Annotated in this window: 12 protein-coding genes; 5 read left to right on the top strand and 7 right to left on the bottom strand. The window is 61.9% G+C overall.

Annotated features, from left to right (window positions below; genetic code table 11):
• The first annotated feature begins 211 nt into the window (after positions 1-211).
• The 4 genes from ADN01_RS14030 to ADN01_RS14015 all read left to right on the top strand — a co-directional run bounded on the left by ADN01_RS14030 (position 212) and on the right by ADN01_RS14015 (position 6,416).
• Positions 212-1,495 carry a Kelch repeat-containing protein gene (locus ADN01_RS14030; RefSeq protein ID WP_062417282.1) on the top strand — a complete coding sequence of 428 codons (1,284 nt, stop codon included), beginning with the start codon at positions 212-214 and terminating at the stop codon, positions 1,493-1,495.
• Positions 1,496-1,660: 165 nt separating this feature from the next.
• Positions 1,661-3,187, top strand: coding sequence for a hypothetical protein (locus ADN01_RS14025; RefSeq protein WP_062417281.1), 1,527 nt, complete (start codon positions 1,661-1,663; stop codon positions 3,185-3,187).
• Entirely contained in the window at positions 3,165-3,629 is a 465-nt protein-coding gene (locus tag ADN01_RS14020; protein ID WP_062417280.1) for a hypothetical protein, read from the top strand. The genes ADN01_RS14025 and ADN01_RS14020 overlap by 23 nt, the downstream gene beginning before the upstream one ends.
• A gap of 30 nt (positions 3,630-3,659) precedes the next feature.
• Positions 3,660-6,416 (top strand): S8 family serine peptidase, encoded by a 2,757-nt coding sequence (locus ADN01_RS14015; protein WP_062417279.1) that lies wholly within the window; start codon positions 3,660-3,662, stop codon positions 6,414-6,416.
• 664 nt (positions 6,417-7,080) lie between these two features.
• On the opposite strand, the gene ADN01_RS14010 is transcribed toward ADN01_RS14015, so the two are convergent.
• The 7 genes from ADN01_RS14010 to ADN01_RS13980 form a co-directional block, all read right to left on the bottom strand.
• Positions 7,081-7,797 (bottom strand): PilZ domain-containing protein, encoded by a 717-nt coding sequence (locus ADN01_RS14010; RefSeq protein WP_062417278.1) that lies wholly within the window; start codon positions 7,795-7,797, stop codon positions 7,081-7,083.
• A 294-nt stretch (positions 7,798-8,091) separates the two neighbouring features.
• Positions 8,092-8,994, bottom strand: coding sequence for a phytoene/squalene synthase family protein (locus tag ADN01_RS14005; RefSeq protein WP_062417277.1), 903 nt, complete (start codon positions 8,992-8,994; stop codon positions 8,092-8,094).
• A gap of 38 nt (positions 8,995-9,032) precedes the next feature.
• Positions 9,033-10,517, bottom strand: a complete 1,485-nt coding sequence (locus ADN01_RS14000) for a phytoene desaturase (RefSeq protein ID WP_062417276.1) — start codon at positions 10,515-10,517, stop codon at positions 9,033-9,035.
• Between the two features lie 121 nt (positions 10,518-10,638).
• Positions 10,639-11,499, bottom strand: a complete 861-nt coding sequence (locus ADN01_RS13995) for a DMT family transporter (protein ID WP_062417275.1) — start codon at positions 11,497-11,499, stop codon at positions 10,639-10,641.
• 62 nt (positions 11,500-11,561) lie between these two features.
• Complete coding sequence (locus ADN01_RS13990; protein ID WP_062417274.1) at positions 11,562-12,011, bottom strand: SRPBCC family protein; 450 nt, start codon at positions 12,009-12,011, stop codon at positions 11,562-11,564.
• A 5-nt stretch (positions 12,012-12,016) separates the two neighbouring features.
• Positions 12,017-12,958 carry a MerR family transcriptional regulator gene (locus ADN01_RS13985; RefSeq protein WP_062417273.1) on the bottom strand — a complete coding sequence of 314 codons (942 nt, stop codon included), beginning with the start codon at positions 12,956-12,958 and terminating at the stop codon, positions 12,017-12,019.
• 101 nt (positions 12,959-13,059) lie between these two features.
• Positions 13,060-14,028, bottom strand: a complete 969-nt coding sequence (locus ADN01_RS13980; RefSeq protein ID WP_062417272.1) for a MerR family transcriptional regulator — start codon at positions 14,026-14,028, stop codon at positions 13,060-13,062.
• 197 nt (positions 14,029-14,225) lie between these two features.
• Between ADN01_RS13980 and ADN01_RS13975 the strand changes: the two genes are divergently transcribed.
• Positions 14,226-18,629 (top strand): histidine kinase N-terminal 7TM domain-containing protein, encoded by a 4,404-nt coding sequence (locus ADN01_RS13975; RefSeq protein WP_062417271.1) that lies wholly within the window; start codon positions 14,226-14,228, stop codon positions 18,627-18,629.
• Positions 18,630-18,638 lie beyond the last annotated feature (9 nt).

The raw sequence follows: 18,638 nt of genomic DNA, 5'->3' as shown, positions 1-18,638 counted from the left end.
GAAACCTCGTTGATGGAAGAATGGGCGCAGGCAAAAACCAGCGCTCCCCCCCCGAAAGCCGCGATTGCGGCGCAGCCTCAGCCGGACGGCAGGCATGGGGGTGGGTTGAATCGATATTGGAGTGTATCGCAAGTGGTTGAATCAGACAATCATTAAAGCGGAAAAACGGGGGCGGCTTGCCCGAATGGGGAGAAACCGCTAGAATTCTCTTATGGATGGAGCTTCGCAGTTAAGCGAACGAGAGCGTGAGATTCTGCGTCTGGTGGCCACGGGGGTGGGAAATAAAGAAATTGCCCAGGCCTTAGGCATCAGTCCCAACACGGTCAAGGTGCATGTGCGGCGGATCTTCGCCAAGCTGGGGGTGGAGACGCGCGCAGCCGCCACGCGCCAGGCCCTGGAGATGGGGCTGGTGATGACGGCGCGGGAAGAGGAGGCGCAGCCGTCTGCGCAGCCTGCGGCGATCCCCACACCCAAACGGCGGCGCGTGGGTGGGCGGCGGTGGGCGGCGGCTGCGGCGCTGGTGGTGCTGGCGGCGATCCTGATTTGGGCGCTGCCCGCACTGCGCGCGGCTTTGGCTCCCCCCACCCCACCAGCGGCGGTGAGCCGGGATGATGTGGACGCGCTGCGTTGGGAGCGCCTGGCCGATTTGCCGGAGGGGCGGGCGGGCATGGCCGCGGCGGTGGTTGAAGGGCGCATGTACGTGATGGGGGGGCAGACCGCGGCCGGGTTGAGCGCAGACACGCTGATGTTCGATTTGACCTTAAACACCTGGGAAAAGCGCGCCCCGCTGCCCGAAGCAGTGCGGGATGTGCAGGCGGTAGTGCTGGGTGAGCGCCTGTACCTGGCGGGCGGAGTGCGCGCGGACGGCAAGGTGAGCGCGGCCCTGCGGGTGTATGACCCGCGCGCGGATGTGTGGACGCAGGCAGCCGCCATGCCCGCGGGGCGCAGCGCTGCCGCGGCGGCGGCTCTGGATGGGCGGCTGTACCTCTTTGGGGGCTGGGACGGTCAGCGCGCGCGCGGCACGGTGTGGGTGTATGACCCCTCCCAGGACCGGTGGACGGAGGGCGGCCGGCTGCCCCAGGCGGTGCGGGGGGCGGCGGCTTTGCCGCTGGAGGGACGGCTGATGGTGATGGGCGGCTGGGGTGAGCAGGGGCTTTCGCCGCGCCAGTGGCTGTATGCCCCCCAGCGGCAGGCCTGGGAAGAGCGCGGCGCGCTGCCCGCCGGGCGCGGCGGCATGGGCGCGGTGGGGCTGGCGGGGCAGGTGTATGTGGGGGGCGGCAGTCCGCCGGGATTACCCCTGTGGCAGACCTCCTGGCGGGGCGAAGCCTGGCAGGCGTTGGGCCAGGCCCCATTGGAGGTGGGCGAAGGGGCAGCCGTGGTGGGGTATGAATCGCGCGTGTACGTGATTGGCGGACGCACAGCCCAGGGGGAGTGGCTGCCCAGCCTGCAGGCCTACCGGGCGGTGTTCACCTCTCTGGCGCCGGTGCTGCCCTAGGAATATTTGCGCACGGGGCACTTTACAGAAATGTAAGACCTGGGGCAATAATCCAATTGGGTTATTGCCATTTTTTGGGGGTGCGGCTAAGGTTAAAAGGTGCTGGGCGGGGGGTGGCGCATGGCTGGTTGGTATTTCACGGACGGTTTGGGAAGGAGATGGTATATGAAACGTGCCCTGCGCATGGTGGTGCTGTTGATGTTGTTGGGGGTCTTGGTGACGCCTGGGCCAGCGCCCGCGAACGCGGCCGGCAAGACGACCTGGACTTCGGTGGTGGCCTACTTTAACCCGAACCCCGAACCGGACCCGCTGCCGCCGGATTACACCGAGCCGGTGCTGAACGTGCTTTTCCTGCAGCAGGGTTCCACCTCGCGGCGGGAACTGCTGAACGATATCGAGATCAAGCCCTATCAATCCGGCACCCTGTTGGTGGGCAACGTGCTGCGCGACCCGAACTTCACCGGCGGTGCGGTGATCAGCGCCACGGTGCCGGTGCTGGCGGTGTACAAACAGGTGTCCACAGAGACCAAAGAACCCTACAGCCCCATTCTGTACACTTCTTTTGCCCTCAGCGATGCGGGTCTGGGCACGTTTTACCTGCCCAACGTGCAGGCCAATCAGGCCTATGACACGCGCATTGGCGTTCAGAATGTGGAAAGCTTACAAATCGAAGTGGTGCTGCGGTTTTACTCTGAGGAACAGGGTGAGTTTGTGACGGCGCGCAAGCCGCTCTACAACCAGCGCACCCTGGTGATCAACGCCTCGGATGCTCTAAAAGAAGCCTATAACGGCGCAATGCAGCAGCCCAGCCTGCCTTTCCGCGGCAGCCTGGTGGTGCAGGCCTTCCGGGCAGGCAACGATGACCCAGCGCGGTTGGTGGTGGTGGCCCAGGAGATCCAGGGCGGCGGCCGGCGGGCGTATGCCTTTGAGGGGGTGAACGGGGGGGATTCGTGGTTGTTCATGCCCAACGCCATGTGCGAGATGGGCGACAACAAAATGAGCGCAGAAATGATGGTGCAGAACGTGGGGGCCGGGGACGCCACGGTGTGGGTGGAGTATTATTCCGCCGCGGGCGATCTGGTGGCGACCTCACCGACGGCGGTGATTACGCCGGGGTATAACCACCGCTTTGACGCCTGCGATGAGGCAGTGTACGCGCAGACGCGCGGCCAGGGCCTTTCGGCGGTGATCCATTCGGACGGTGAGCCGATTGCCGCCTTGGGAAAGGTGCGCAGCGACGACGGGCTGATGACCGCCTACACGGGGCTGCGTATGCCAGGGGCGGCTCTGCCAGGACAGCCGTACCGCACGGTGCTGCCCTATGTGGAATGGTCGCCCAAAAGCACGGGTCTGCGCACCTACCTGACGATTATGAACGTTTCCAACCAACCCGCCACGGATGTGCGTGTGCTGTATTACGGCTCCGGCGGGGTGCTGGAGAGCAGCCATTGGGTGGCGCGCAGCGATGCGCAGCCGGGGCCGCTGGCCCCCTACGCGCGGCGCACCTCGAATCCGGGCGCAGCACGGGCCTTGAACCCGGATACCAACCATTTTGCCGGCGCAGTGATCGTAGAAAGTGACCAGCCGGTGGTGGTGGTGGCGCGGGTACAGCGCACGGTGGGCACGGGCAGCTACAGCACGCTGGGCGATGAATATAATGGGATTCCGTATGCCGAAATTCTGGAATACTAAGCTGCGCTTCGCGCTGCTAAGCGCGGTTTACGCGGGGCTGGCCCTGCTGCTGGCGGCCTGCGCGGTGCAAACGCCGACCCCACCGCCCGCGCCTGCACAGGAGGCGGACGCCTCAGCCCCGGGCGGGGTTCTGCGCGGGCAGGTGATGGACACGGCCGGGCGATGGGAAGAAGAACCGCTGCGGATCTTTGCGGCGCCTTTTTCGGGTGACGATCAGGGTGCGGGCTTTTATATGTTAGAGCCGGCCATTCACCCTTCGGCCGAATTGGGAGAGCAAGGTGATTTTGTTCTCAGCGCAGTTCCGGCGGGGCGCTACGTGTTGGTGGTGGGGCCGACCGCGGAACAGGCGCTGACGGTGGTGGACGAGGGGGGGGAGACGCGCGTTTTCACGGTGAAAACGGGCGAAACCGTGGATTTGGGCCGCGTGCAGTTGGCCCCATGACAATTTTTGGATGAAAGAACGGAGGTCGAGATGAAAGGTTCACGCGGCTGGATGGTTTTACTGATGGTTGTTTTCCTCCTGGGCATGTTCCCCGCAGCCAAACCCGCGGCGGCGCAGAGCGGCACGCCGCTGCCCGAAGGCACTTATGTGCCGGGGGAATTGGTGGTGGTTTTGGACGGAAAAACCGGGGCGTCTGGGCCAGCCGGTCAGGCGCGGGCTTTAGCGGGGTCGGTGGGGGCGGCGGTAGCGGCCAGCTACGGCGATATGGCCCTGCTGAGCGCGGATCCGCAGGCGGATGTAGCCGCTTTGGCGGCCCAGGTCAGCTCCCTGCCGGGGGTGGTCTATGCCCAGCCGAACTACATTTACAGCCTGCCAGAAAGCAAAGGCGGCGCGGCCCAGGGCGGTACGCAAAGCGCCTATGTGATCGATTCACCCAACGGCCTGGATGTGCGCCTGAGTTGGGAGCAAGTGGCCAGTCTGCGCACCATCGTCAAGAAAGGCACGCGTTCGGCGGCCATTCCTTCTTTCCCCAAAGAGCTGCTCAGCGGCAATTTGTGGGCCTGGGACCGTATTCAGGCCGACCTGATTTGGGGCGAAAAGACGATTGCCCCGCTGGTGTGTCTGCTGGATACGGGCGTAGATGTGAAGCACCCCGACCTGAGCGGTGTGGTAGTTTCGGGCCCAGACTTTTACAACAACGATAAGAAGCCGGATGACGATAACGGCCACGGCACGCACGTGGCGGGCATCATCGCCGGGCGGGCTAACACCAATGCCAGCTCAACGGTGGGCGTTTCCAACGGCAAGGTGCTGGCGGTGAAAGTGCTCAACGCGCAGGGCATCGGCACCACCTTCAGCGTCACCGCAGGCATCAAGTACTGTGGGACGAACAAGAGCGTGAAGATCATTAACATGAGCCTGGGGTCGTATTTGGCCGATAAGGTGCAGTACCAGGCCTTGGAAACCGCGCTGATGGGGCGCTTGCTGGTGGCCTCGGCGGGCAACGAAAGCGTTTCGGGCCGTTTTTACCCGGCGGCCTACGCGGATCCCGAAGTGACCGCGCCGGAATCGTTCAACAACATCGCCTCACAGGTGATCTCCGTGGCGGCGGCGCGTTCGCCCTTCTCCCCCTACCCCCTGTGGGTGGATAAAGACGGCGACGGTGTGGTGAACCCGGACGGGAGCGAGGTGTTCCTGCCGGAGCAGTGCGCATCTGGCAATTACAACGAGAACGGCATCGCCACGGGCAGCAACTATGGGCGCTGGGTGACGATGGTGGCCCCCGGCGAGGATGTGTATTCGACTACGCCGGTGAGCAACCCCTTCTATCTCAATTCCTACCAGCCTCAGCTCAGCTCTGGCTATGATTATATGAGCGGCACGTCGCAGGCGGCTGCCCTGGTCACCGGTTCGGCGGCACGGGTGTGGAGCCTGGTGCCTAAAGCCGAATTGAACCCGCCCAAGAAGGTCAAAGATACTCTGGTGGCCTTGAGCGAGCCGCTGCAATTTGCCTCAGATAACACCCCCGGAGTGATGGCTGATGTGGGCTACGGCAGCCCGACCAACAGTTTTGACCCGCACGGCGAGACGATTTGGTTTGGTAAGCCTTATGATCATGATGATGACCCCGCCACAACCATGATTGTGAAAGCTCCGTACTGCTGGCCGGCCTCGAACGACAACTACGGCGATGATGAACGCATGGACGGCTTTACTTACGGCGCGGGCAAGATTAAGCTGGCGGCGGTGTACCTGAATGTGGCGCGCGCCATGCAGCGGGCGGCATTGGCGGTGGAAGTGAAAGACGCCACCAACGGATCGCCGATTGTGGGCGCCTATGTGGCTGCCCATGATATCAGCGGCGCCAATCCGGTGCTGCGCGACAAGACCAAAACCGAAAAGGGCGGGTCTGTGGTGGTTTTGACCAACCTGCCGGCCAGCGAAACGGGCATTCGATACCGCCTGTCGGTTTCGATGGCGGGTTACACCACCGGTTACCAGCCCTTCAACGAAGTTAATTTGAGCGGGGACCTGCGCGGCATGGCGCTGAATGACGCTTATAACCGCGTCAGCCTGGCTTCGAAAAACAATATCAATTTTGTGTTGGACTGGGTGGACCCGGCGATTAACCCCGCGCAGGGGCGGGTGGATCCGGATGCGGATCTGGATATGTACCTGCTGCTGCCTCGCGACGGCGTCAACGGCGATCAGGGCGGGATCATCGGCACAGAGTTGGGTTGGGGAGCTTCGCCCAAGCTGCTGACCTACATCCCCGGCAAGCAGGATGTGTTTGTGGGCGTGGGCAGTCTCCTGAATGGGGAGGCCCTGGGTTATCCCTTCTCACCCTACGCGCAGCACGGTTTTGACGGCGGGTATTACTACGGCCAGGACAATTACGGCCAGCCGCTCAGCCCGGTGGAATTTATCAGCGTTCTGCCGAAGGTCAAGCAGTCGGCAGCGCCGTATATGCTGCCGTGGTACAGCGGGGAATACCGCCTGGTGGTCACCGATTATCACCGCCCCGACGCCATTGGCGGGAGCAGCCAAAGCCCGAAGACGGTTGGCTATTTGAGCGCCACCACAACCAGCCCTAATTTCACCGCGGCGGTAGTGCGCATGTGGGCCAGCGGCAAGGTGGTAACCAGTGTGCGGCTGCAAGATGCGCCGGTGGGAATCAATGGGTGCAATGAGAACAAAGATTGGTGGAAGGTGTTGCAGGTGAACGGGGCCAATGTGTCCGTGAACAACACCTGCGACATCGGCCTGGGCGGGGTGGACCCGTATTAGTGCCGGACGGCGGTAAGAACTGGAACATCAGGGAGGGTCTGAAAAGGCCCTCCCTTTTCATTTGCGGAAGGCAAAATCCGCAGATGGGTATATGTAGGGGCACGCCCTCGAATTGCGAGGGCACGCCCTCGATTTGCGAGGGCACGGGCATCTTTCACCGCGCCTTTTGCTCGCACCCTCGCCCGTGCCCGTACCCGCGCCCTAAGGCGCGCCCTCTCGGTGCGAGAACGATCTATGCGCCTAATGTAAAAGCCATGATTCGCAGATAGGTATATGTAGGGGCACGGGCGTCTTATACCGCGCCTTTTGCTCGCACCCTCGCCCGTGCCCTATGTTCGAGGACGATCTTTGCATCCCATGACCGCGCAGATGGGTTTGTGTCGGGGCACGGGCGTCTTTCACCGCGCCTTTTGCCCGCACCCTCGCCCGTGCCCGTACCCTAAGGCACGCCCTCGAATTGCGAGGGCACGCCCTCGAAGTGCGAGGGCATGGGCGTCTTTCACCGCGCCTTTTGCCCGCACCCTCGCCCGTGCCCGTACCCTAAGGCACGCCCTCGAATTGCGAGGGCACGCCCTCGAATTGCGAGGGCACGGGCGTCTTTCACCGCGCCTTTTGCTCGCACCCTCGCCCGTGCCCGTACCCTATTGCGGCCCCATACGGGCGCTCAGAAAAACAGCCGGTACGACTCCCCAGGGGGCTGGAACAACGGATGGATGGACGACAGCTCATGCAGAATCGCCCGGCGCCGCCCCTCCACAAAACCACCCAGGCGGCGCTCCTGCTCGCGCCCCGGGTACAGGCGCAGCCCCACACGGATCAAATGCGCACTGTAGGCGTGCACGCTCATCACCTCCCCCCGCAGGCGCATCAACGGCATCCCCGGCAAACGCAGCTGCACGTGAGCGCTTTGCCCCATCCACTCCAACGGCCGCCGCCGGTCCAGGCAGGATACCAACAGCCCCAGCCCGTGCGGTGAAACATCCTGTACCGTTCCGTCCAGAGGTGCGTTCAAATTCAGGCGGGCAGCCAAAGGCTGCGCAGGCCGTACCCGTTCCAGCTCGCGCTCCCGCCACGGGCTGCCCGTCCAGGTCAGCCCCGAAAGCCGCACCAGCCGCCGCTGCGCCCAAAAGGACTCCACCCGCGCGCTGATATTCTGCGGCAGCTCAGCGTGGTGCAAACACATCCCGCGGTTTGCCTCCAACATCGGCAGATCTTGCTGGCTGCGAAACACCGCCATACGGTTATGCGTCTCAACCAAACTGGCCGTGCGCGTTAAGATCAACCCCTGATAGCCAAAACACAGCTGAAAGACGGCGCCGCTCTCCCCCAATTGGATCACCACCGCTAACACATCCTGCATTTTCTCGTCTTCAGCGACCATGCCGCACCTCCGCAAATGGACCGCCCGCCCCCTTCAAGCGTACTGATAGAGAGCTAACCTACCTTCCCGCCCTCTGCAGCGCCGTGCGCCGAAAAGGTGAAGGTTATGGGATCAACGAGGGATTCATTGGATTTAGCGTCAACCGAGTTTTCCCAACCCATGCCGGGTTCGTCAGCGTCTTCGCCCTCACGGGGCACAAACGCACAGCCCTGGCTTGAGGTTGTTCATACAAGTAGTATAGCACAGGAATGGACGCATTTCTACAGCCGTTTTGCCCCCTGCCCTCCGCAAGAATCATGCCGCGGGCGGACGCACACGCAGCACGGCCAGCACAATCCCCGGCAGCATTTTCAGCTTTTGCCAACCGGTGGTGTGTGCGCGGCGCGTGTACACCTGGTAATCGATGGCTTCAATTTCATCCAAGATAGCCCGGTACAGCAAAGCTGCCGCCCCCACCGCCGGGCGCGCCGCACGGCTGAGCATGGCGATGCCGGGCAGGGATTCTTCATATAACTGCCGCGCGCGGGCAATTTCAAAACGCATCAAATCCCGGAAGCGCTCATCCTGCACCCCCGTCAGGATATCCTGGCGCGTCAGACCAAACCGCGCCAGGTCATCTTCCGGAAAGTACACTCTGCCCCGCCCCGCGTCCTCACCCACATCCCGCAGGATATTGGTGAGCTGCAAAGCCACCCCCAGGCGCACGGCATAGGGTTTTGCCTGTTCAAACTGAAAGCCAGGGGCCATACCGATGATCGGCATCGAAAGCAGGCCCACCGTGGAGGCCACATGGTAGCAATAATCTTCCAACTCATCCCAGGTGGCGTAGCGGCGGCAGCGCAAATCCATGTTCACGCCGTCAATCAATTCCTGCTCATAGCGCCGGTCCACGCCAAAGCGCTCCCGTACCCCGCTCCAATACAGCAGCACAGGCATTTTTTGCTCCGCCGCGGGCAAATTCACCTGGGCGCGCCAGGCGTCCAGGTCTTCCTGGGTCGCCCCGTCACGGTCCACCAAGTCATCCGTCATGCGGCAAAAGGCATACAGCGCGCGAATCGCGCCCCGCGCAGCGCTGGGCAGCAGCCCCGTGGCAAAATGAAAGGTGCGCGAATGCTGGCGGATCACCGCCTCAGTCGCCTGCTGGGCGTTCTTCCATGCCGCCGCGCTGATGGGAGAAGCTTGAGTCAGAAGGCTCATACCGTTAATCCTTTCTTTCCAATCCGGCCTACGCGCCGTTACCCTTTGGCCTCAATCAAATTCTCAACAATGATGGAGGACGACAGCACCCCCGGCAGACCCGCGCCGGGATGGGTGCCCGCCCCCACCAGGTACAGATTGTCAAAATCTTCCGACTGGTTGTGAGGCCGGAACCAGGCCGACTGGGTCAGCACCGGCTGCACGGAGAAGGCCGCGCCCTTGTAGCTGCTCAGTGTGTTCTGGAAATGCAGCGGGTCAATGTAATGCTCGGCCACCACATTGGCGCGCAGATCCGGCAGGTAGTTCTCTTCTAAGAACTGCATGATCTTATCGCGGTAAGGGCGCGCCATCTGGTTCCAGTCAATATCTGCGTCCAAATGCGGCACCGGCGAAAGCACATAGAAGGTCTCACAGCCCTCCGGGGCCATGCTGGGATCGGTGAGCGAGGGCATGTGCAGGTACAGCGAAAAGTCATCGGCCAGCACCTTGCGGTTGAAAATATCCTCCAACAGCCCTTTGTAGCGCTCGGATAAGATGATGTTGTGATGGGCCAGCTTGCCCTCGTGGCGGTACTGGCGCTTGGTACCAAAATAGATCACAAACAGCGACATGCTGTAGCGCGTGTTGCGGTAGCGCGCATCGCTGTTGCGGCGGCGCGCCGCAGCCGGGATGAGCTTCATGTAGGTGTTGGCCACTTCTGAATTCGCCACCACCGCATCGGCGCGGTGAATGCTGCCGTCAGCCAGCCGCACCCCCGTCACCTTGCGCCCCTCGGTTAAAATCTCCGCCACCTCGCTGTTCAAAGACACCTTGCCGTTCAGCTCGCCGAACAGTTTGGCTAGCGCGTCCACAATGGCGCCCGTGCCGCCCAGGGCATACCACACGCCCCACTCACGTTCCAGGTAGTGAATCATGGCGTAGATGCTGGTGGTGTCAAAGGGATTGCCGCCCACCAGCAGCGGGTGGAAGGAGAACACCCGCCGCAGGAAATCATCCTTCACAAACTGGCTCACGTAGTTGTACACGCTGCGGTAAGACTGCAGCCGCACCAGGTCGGGGGCCACCTTGAGCATGTCGCTCACATGCGTGAAGGGTTGATCCGCCAGCTCCAAAAAGCCTTTATCAAAGATCGGCTTGGTAGTCTCAATAAAGCGCGTGTAACCCTCTTTGTCCGCCGGATTCCACTGATCAATCTGCGACAGGGTGAACTCGTGGTCACCGTTGTAATTGAAGGCCCGCCCGTTGTGGTCAAAAATGCGGTAAAACGGATCGCAGGGAACAAACTGCACATAGTCTTCGCGGTTTTTGCCCGCCGCCTTAAAGATGTCGTCAAACATGAACGGAGCGGTGATCACCGTGGGCCCGCCGTCAAACTTAAAGCCGTTGATCTCATACAGATAGCCGCGCCCCCCCAAGCGGTCGCGCTGTTCAAAAATTTCCACATCATGTCCGCGCGCCGCCAAACGGCAGGCCGCCCCCAGCCCGCCAAAACCCCCGCCAATGACGATGATCTTCTTTTTCATGTGCTCGATCCCCTTCCTGGATGATTCTGCAAGGTGGTTGAATGGTTTCACCGTTATTTATATCACATGTGTATATACTTAACGAATCAATATATAAGGTTAATATAAGGATTGTACAATCTCATCCGCCCAAAGTCACCAGCCCCAGCCCCGCCAAAATGCACCCCGCCGCCGCCCATTGACGCGGCAGCAAGCGGGCCTTCCAAAACAGGGCTAAAAATGCCATCACAAACAGCGGCGATGCATCGCTGGCCGCCTTCACCACCGCCGGGCTGCCCACCTGTAAGGCATAGAGCAGCAGCAGCCACTGCACCGCCACCAACAGCGCCCGTCCCGCGCTCAGGCGCAGCGCCGCGCCGTTCACCCAGGCCCAGCGCGGTCGCAGCATCCCCCAGGCCAAAATGGCAATCAGCCCCGCCCGCAAAAAGTAATACCCCACAGGGTTGGCATACCCCTGCGCGAAAATCCATTTCAACAGGTAAAAGTTGGCCCCAAACAGAGCCGCCGCGCCCAGAGGCGCCGCCCAGCTTCTGGCCCCGCCGCCCGGCTGGGGGTTAACGCCCCGCGCCGCCAGCACCAGCCCAGCCACCACCGCCGCCACCCCCAGCGCCTGGGCCCAACTCACCGCTCCCGCCTGCGCCGCAAAAAACGGCGCCAGCGCCAGGGTAAAAAGCGGCGAAAGCGACAGCAGCATGGATGCGCTGGCTGCATCGTTTTGTTCAAAGGCCTTAAAGTACAGGTAATTGGCCGCCGCATCCACCAGCGCCGCCGCCAGCAGCGCCCCCAGCGCCGCCGCCGAAAGCTGCACCCGCCCCAAAAACGGAGCTGCCGGCAGCAGCCATAAAAATAACAAGCCGAAGTTTAACGCTAAATAATCCCGTGGAGAGGTCAGCCGCATGATCTGGCGTGCCGATAAATTGGCAAACGCGCCAAACACCGCCGAAATTAATCCCAGCCCAATGGAAAGGGTGAAGGTCTGCATGTCATCTTTGTTTGATTATAATATTGCCTTCACCCAGGATAAGTGATTTTCCCCACCCTTTTTCAAGCCCCGCGCAGCGCGCGGCGCGTGACCCAGGCACGGTAAGCAAACAAAAAGGCCAGACCCGCCCGGCTGAACAGCAGGCGCGTTCCCCACCCCCGCCAACCGGGAAGGTGAACAAAATCCACCTGGTCCACCACACGCGTGCGCCCTTCACCCGCCGCTTCATAGCGGTGGGTGTGCGCCCAGCGCAGCAGCGGGCCGCGTTCCTGCACATCGGTAAAGCCGTTCAGCGGGGATACTCCCTGGTGGCGGGCCAACCAGCGCAGCGGCAGCGGCCCCAACCACAGGGTAAATTCGGCCTCGGAACCTTCACCCAAAGGTTCCACGCGGTGAAACTGCGCCCACATGGGCGGCGGGGTCAAGCGGCGCAGCGCGCGCGCATCGCGGTGAAACTCCGCCACAGCCTCCAGCGGCGCGTTTACCTCAAAGCAGTGTTCAAAGCGCGGCATGGCGGTTAACTTTGCAGCAGCTCTTCGATCATGGCCACACTCAGCGAAGGCGTGGATTGAATGTAAACCGCGGGTACGCTTTCGGGCAGGCGCCGTTCTTGAAAGGCCTGTCCGCCCAACACCACCAGCGGCTGGGGCGCAGGGAACTGCGCCAGAACCTGGCTGAGGGCCTCCAGGCGCACGGCGCTTTCTTCGCGTGTGGCGGTAAACAAGAGCATGCGGGGGCGAATGGGCTCAAGCGCTTCCGAAAGCCGTTCCAGGTTCAAATCCGGCCCCAGGTATTTCACATCCCAACCGCGCCAGCGCAGCATGACCACAATCATCAGCAGCCCAATTTGGTGGGTTTCGCCTGGCGCGCAGGCCGCCACCAGCACCCCCGGGTGCGTGGGCGGGTTGGAGGAGGCGATCATCGAAAACATGGTCTGCATGCAAAACTGGGTGGCGAAATGTTCCGCCGCAATCGGCAGCTCACCGCGGTGCCAGCGTTCACCAATTTCCACCAGGGCCGGCTGAACGATCTCCGTCAGCACCTGATCCATGGCAAACAGCGAAAAAGCCCGCCGCAAAATCTCGTTGGCCTGGCCTTCGTTAAACTGCACCAAGCTGTGCAGCAATTCTTGGGACAAGTGATTTAAGGACGCAGGCTGGGCCACATAAGGCAGAGGGCTGACTTCCGCCGGATCGCGCCCAGTGGTGCGCAGTTCATTTAAGTATTCCACCGCACGGCTGATAGAAAGGCCCGCTTCTAACTGGGCTTTCAGCCAGCGCAGGGTGCGCACATCGTGTTCCGAATAAAGCCGATATCCCTGCTCCCCCCGGCTGGGGCTGGGCAGGCCGTAGCGCCGTTCCCAGGCTCGCAGGGTCACGGGCAGCAGGCCAATCAGGCGCGAAACCGCTTTGATGTTATACACCGGACGGTGCGTATCAAATAACCGTTGTTCATCCATGACGTGACCTCCCATCTACGGTTAATATAGCATGCTCTCCAACGGTTGTCGAGCCTTTGTATAATCTCAGTCAGGTCATCCGCTTTGGCCGCTGCCCTGGCCTATTTCCGGCGCTGTGCCGCTTTCTCTTCTAACAGGGCCGCGCTTTTTTCCAAACCCTCCACCAGGGTATCGCCCAGGTAAAAGCCCGGAACCTGCTTGCGCAGCTCTGGCTTCACGCGGAATGCCGCCCCGCCGTAGCCAAAGATCGGCGCTGGGCGCAGCCGGCTCAGCTTGGCGTTAAAATTGCGGAGCGCCTCAGCCGATTCGGTCAGGGTGGCCGAAAGGATGATCATGTGCGGTTTCTCGTAGGAGGCGTAGTCCACCAAATCTTCCAGGGGCAAATCCGGCCCCAAAAATTCCACACGGTAGCCCTCACTGCGCAGCAGCAGGGCCATCATCAGGCTGCCGATCTCATGCTGTTCCATCGGCGCTCCCCCCACCAGCACATGCTGTGCGCTGCGCCGTGTGGGGTAGGTCTGCATAATCGAAAGCAGCTTGCCGCGCAGGTAGGCGCTGGCAAAATGTTCGGTGGTGATGCGGATCTGCCCGGTGTACCAGGCTTCACCAATCTCCACCAGACAGGGGGCAATCACGTCCTGGCACAGGGTGCGGATGTCAAAGGCCGCGTTGGCCTCGCGCAGCAGTTCGCCCGCGCGGGCTTCATCGTGCTGAATCAACGCCCGATACAAGCCGTGGGCATAATCGCTGGGGGGCGCGTCGCTCTTGCGCACCGGCGCATCCACGCTCACCGGCGAGGTTTCGGGCCAGACCCCATTTCGCAGCATACTGCGCAGTTCGCTCACCGCGCTGCTGATGGAAACCCCCTCATCCACGCGGTTCTTAATCCAGCGCAGTAAAGCCACGTCCCGGTCGCTGTACAGGCGGTAGCGGTTTTCGGCGCGGTGAGGGGTCAGCACCTCGTGCCGCCGTTCCCAGGCTCGCAGTGTCACCGCTCGGATACCCGTTTGGTTGCACACGCTCTTGATATTGTATTTCGGAACATCCGGAATCTCTGAGATCGGTATCATGGTCGGTTCTCCTGGGTTGCTCTGGCCGCGAAGGGCTGTGGATTACGGGTTGGTTTACGCTATACACAAACATTATACTAATTCTACACAGCTTGTACAAGCCTTTTTCAAAACCCTAATCCAATTCTCATCTTGCATGACAAAAATGTAAACCGCCCACCGCATGGGAATCGGCCGCTTCTGGCTATAATGGAAGCATGGAAAACTTTGGCACCTGGCCCGTGACCCTCTACCTTTTATCGGGCGCACTTTGCCTGGGGATTGGTTTGTTCACCTGGATGCGGCGGCGCGCCTCGCGCGCGGTTCGCCCCTTCACCTTTATGCTTTTCAGCGTGGCCTTGTGGGCCGCCTTGAACGCGCTGGAAATGGCCCAGGGCAATCTGGATTCGCGCCTGCCCTGGCTGTATGCGCAGTTCGTGGTTTCCAGCTTCATCCCGCCCACCTTCCTGGCCTTCACGCTCAATTACACCGGCCGGTGGATGTCCATTCACAACCGCAACTGGTTCCTGTTCGCCCTGGAACCCGCCCTCATCGCCGCCGTCATTTTGATGGGCTGGGCCGAACAATCCCTCAGCATGGCCCCGCGCCTGGTGGAACACCACGGTCTCTCCCTGCTGCTTTACGACCGCGGCCCAGTCTGGTGGCTGCATTACCTCTACTCCACCACCTTCTTCCTCACCGGCGGCTTCCTGCTGCTTCTCAGCCTGTTCCAAACCCCCCAGCAGTACCACGGGCAGGTGGTGGCCCTGGTGGTGGGCACGCTCGTCCCCTGGATCGCCCAGCTCAGCCAGTTCATCTTCGCCGCCAGTCCGCTGGTGCCCAGCCTGTCCATTTTCGCCTTCACCATCACCGGCCTGGCCTTCGCCTGGGCGGTTTTCCGCCGCGGCCTGTTGGATCTGATGCCCATGGTGCGCGGCCTGGTGCTGGAACACATGGAGGACGGCGTTATCGTTTTGGATCTGCAAGGGCGCATCGCCGATATCAACCCCGCCGCCCACGTTATGTTTAACCTGCCCATGCACCGCGCCATCGGCCTGGATGCGCATAAGATTTTACCTGTGGACCTGGCGCAAAACCTCACGGATGCCACCTGGACCGAAATTGAGCTCAACCAGCGCCAGTATGAGCTGCGCTATACCCCCTTGTTCTGGTCACCCGATTCGCGGGCAGGCACGCTGCTGATTTTCCACGATATCAACGACCGGCACAACCTGGATATGCTCTTCCAGCAGGAGCGCGAACTGTTCCTGGGCGGCCCCGTGGTGGTCTGGCGGCAAATTGGCAACGCCGCCGCCGGCCAAATGTACGTCTCGGCCAACATCTCACAGTTCGGTTACAGCGCCGATGAGTTCATCAGCGGCAAGCGCGAATATTTCAGCCTCATTCCCATCAGCGACCGTGAACGCATTCGCAAGAACGCCCAGGAATTGATCCTTTCCGGCGCCAATTTTTACGAGCAGGATTACCCCATCCTCACCGCTGACGGCGAGCAGCGCTGGGTTCACGACTACACCCACGTGGTGCGGACCGCAGATGGGCGCGTGCTGCTCTACGACTGGTACATGATGGATGTGACCGCCCAAAAGCAGGCCGAAGAAGCCGCCCAACATGCCCGTCGGGTGGCCGAGGCTCTGCGCTCCGCGGGTGAAGTCCTCAACGCCACCCTCAATTTTGAACAGGTGCTGGATCACATTCTGGATCAGATCTCCGCCGTTTTGGAGTACCACATCGGCAATGTGTTCCTCTCCCTCGACGGCCATGCCTACCCCGTGCGCACGCGTTTTCACTGTGAATTCCCCCCCGCCGTCCGCGCCGATGTGGAAACCAAAGGTTTTGAAATCAGCAAAACCGACAACTTCCGCACCATGGTTGAAACCGGCAAACCGCTCATCATCCCCGATATCAACGCCTTCCCCGGCTGGGTGCACACCGAAGCCTCGCGCCTGTTCAATTCCTGGGCCGGCTGTCCCATCCTCTCCCGCGGCAAGATCTTGGCCTTCTTCTCGCTGGCCAGCACTCAACCCAACGCCTACACTCAAAAAGACGCCGAAGCCCTGGCCGTCTTTTCCAACCAGGCCGGTCTGGCCCTGGAAAACGCCCGCCTCTACGAAGCCGCCCAACAGCGCGCCGCCGAGGCCGAAACCTTGCGCAAGGCTGGTGAGGGCGTGGCCGCATTGGAGATGGAAGCTGCCATCCAGCAGATTCTGGATCAATTGACCCATGTGGTGCCCTACGACACCGCCTCGGTACAGCTGCTCAAAGACGATTACACCGAAATCGTCGGTCAGCGCGGGTTTTCGAACCCAGAGGATGTCATCGGGCTGCGCTTTCCAGTTCTGGGCGACAACCCCATGCAGCAGGTGTTTAAAACCCGCCAACCCTCCATCTTTAACGAAATCAAGCGCGTCTACCCCGAAATCTTCCACCAGTCGCCCCATAACCACATCGAATCCTGGTTGGGTGTGCCCCTGATGATCCAGGACAAGATGATCGGCGCCCTCACCCTCGACAGCACCAACCCCGCCAGTTACACCCCCGACCACGCCCGCCTGGCCCAGGCCTTTGCCAACCAGGTAGCCATCGCCCTGGAAAAAGCCCGCCTGTACACCGAGATGGAAGCCGCTCGCGACCAGGCCGAAAAAGCCGACCGCGCCAAGACCTCCTTTCTGGCGATGATGAGCCACGAGCTGCGCACCCCCATGAACGGCATTCTCGGCATGGTGGAAGTCCTCTCCCACACCCCCCTGGATGTGGTGCAGCAGGAGTATTTGCAGTACATCCGCCTCAGCTCCGAATCGCTGCTGGCCATCCTCAACGACGTGCTCGATTTCTCCCGCATCAACGCCGGGCACATGCAGCTGGAATACCGTGATTTCCAACCCCGCGCCGTCATTCAAGACGCCCTCGGCCTGGCCACGCTGAACGCCTACGATAAAGGCCTGGAGCTGATCGGCGACCTGGATCCTTCGCTGCCCGAGGTCGTCTCTGGTGATGAAACCCGCCTCAAACAGGTGCTGCTCAACTTGATCTCGAACGCCGTCAAATTCACCGACCAGGGCGAAGTATGTGTGCGCGCCTGGGCCGAGACTCAGCCAGACGGCGCGCCCACCCTGCACTTTTCTGTGCGCGACACCGGCATCGGCCTGCCCGCCGATAAGATCCCCAATCTGTTTGACCCCTTCGTTCAGGGAGATTCATCCACCAGCCGCCGCTACGGCGGCACCGGCCTGGGGCTATCCATCTGCCGCGGCATCTGCGAACGCATGGGCGGGCGCATCTGGGTGGATGAAACCGCTTCAGTTGGCTCCACCTTCCGTTTTTATGTGCAGGTTCGCCCCGCCGCTTCACAAGAGCTTTCCGCGGTCCCACCCCAAGACCTGGTGGGCCGCGTCATCGCCGGGGTGGTGCCCAACGCCTCGCAGCGCGCCGCCCTGGCGCGTGAACTGGGCGGGCTGGGGCTGCGCGTCAGCCTGGTTGAATCCATCCCCCAGCTTCACACGGAAATGCTGAACCCAGACGGATTTCAGCCCGATTTTATCCTGGTGGATGCCGCTCTCTGCCAGGGTTTCACCAAAATCCTGCCGCCCACCTGGAACGGCCCCGCCCCGGCCTTGCTGTGGCTGGCCCCGCTGGGCTGGGACGCCCGCAAAACGGGTGCATTGGGCGGGGTATTGATGCAAAAACCCCTGCGGCGCACGCAGATGATCGCAGCCCTGCGCCAGGCGCTGCAAGGTCCCCCGTCAACCGCTGCGCCCGCGTCCGCCGCCCCTGCTCCGGCCCCCACCCACCCGCTGCGCATTCTGCTGGTCGAAGATCACACCATCAACCAAAAGATCGCCCTGCTGCTCCTGCAGCAGTTCGGCCACCGCGCCGACGCCGTCAGCAACGGTCAGGAAGCCCTCCAGGCCCTCAGCCTGCGTTCCGCCGCGGGTCTGCCCTATCATCTGGTGCTGTTGGATATTGAAATGCCCGTCATGGACGGATGGGAAACCGCCCAGCGCATCCGCACCGATCTGCCCCTCGCTCACCAACCCGTCCTCTCCGCCATGACCGCCCACACCCTCTCCGGTGAACAGGAACGCAGCCTCGCCGTGGGCATGGACGCCTATCTGGCCAAGCCCATTCGCATGGAGGAACTGAACGCCGTGTTAGAAAACGCTCAGCGCCGCGCCGAGCAAATGGATGCTGAACTCAGCAGTAGCGCCCCGTTGGTAGATCCCGCCGCCTTGCAGTCCTGGCTGACCACCCTGGGGAGCGGGTCGGTTTCGCGCCTGGGCGATATTGTCAACCTCTTCCTCGAAGACACCCCCCGCCAAACCGAGGCCATCCGTCAGGCTGCCGAAACGGGGGATTGGAAAACCGCCCGCCGCCTGACCCACACCCTCAAATCCTCTTGCCGCAACCTGGGTGCGCCCGCCGCCGCCGAGGCCCTGGCCCAAATGGAAGCCCTGGCCAGCCAGTTGGAACACCAGGAACCCCAGGCGGATCCGGCCGTCTTCCATCAACAGCTCCAGCAGTTACAGGCCAGCCTGCCCGACCTGCTGACCCAAATGGCCCACCTGCGCGATCAATTGGGGTTGAACCCGAGCGCAAACGAGTAGGGACGCGCC

Origin of the sequence: Levilinea saccharolytica (genome assembly GCF_001306035.1) — a bacterium.
Classification (GTDB): Bacteria; Chloroflexota; Anaerolineae; order Anaerolineales; family Anaerolineaceae; genus Levilinea; species Levilinea saccharolytica.
The sequence above is the reverse complement of the archived record's forward strand: the minus strand, read 5'-3'. Positions and strand labels throughout refer to the sequence as shown.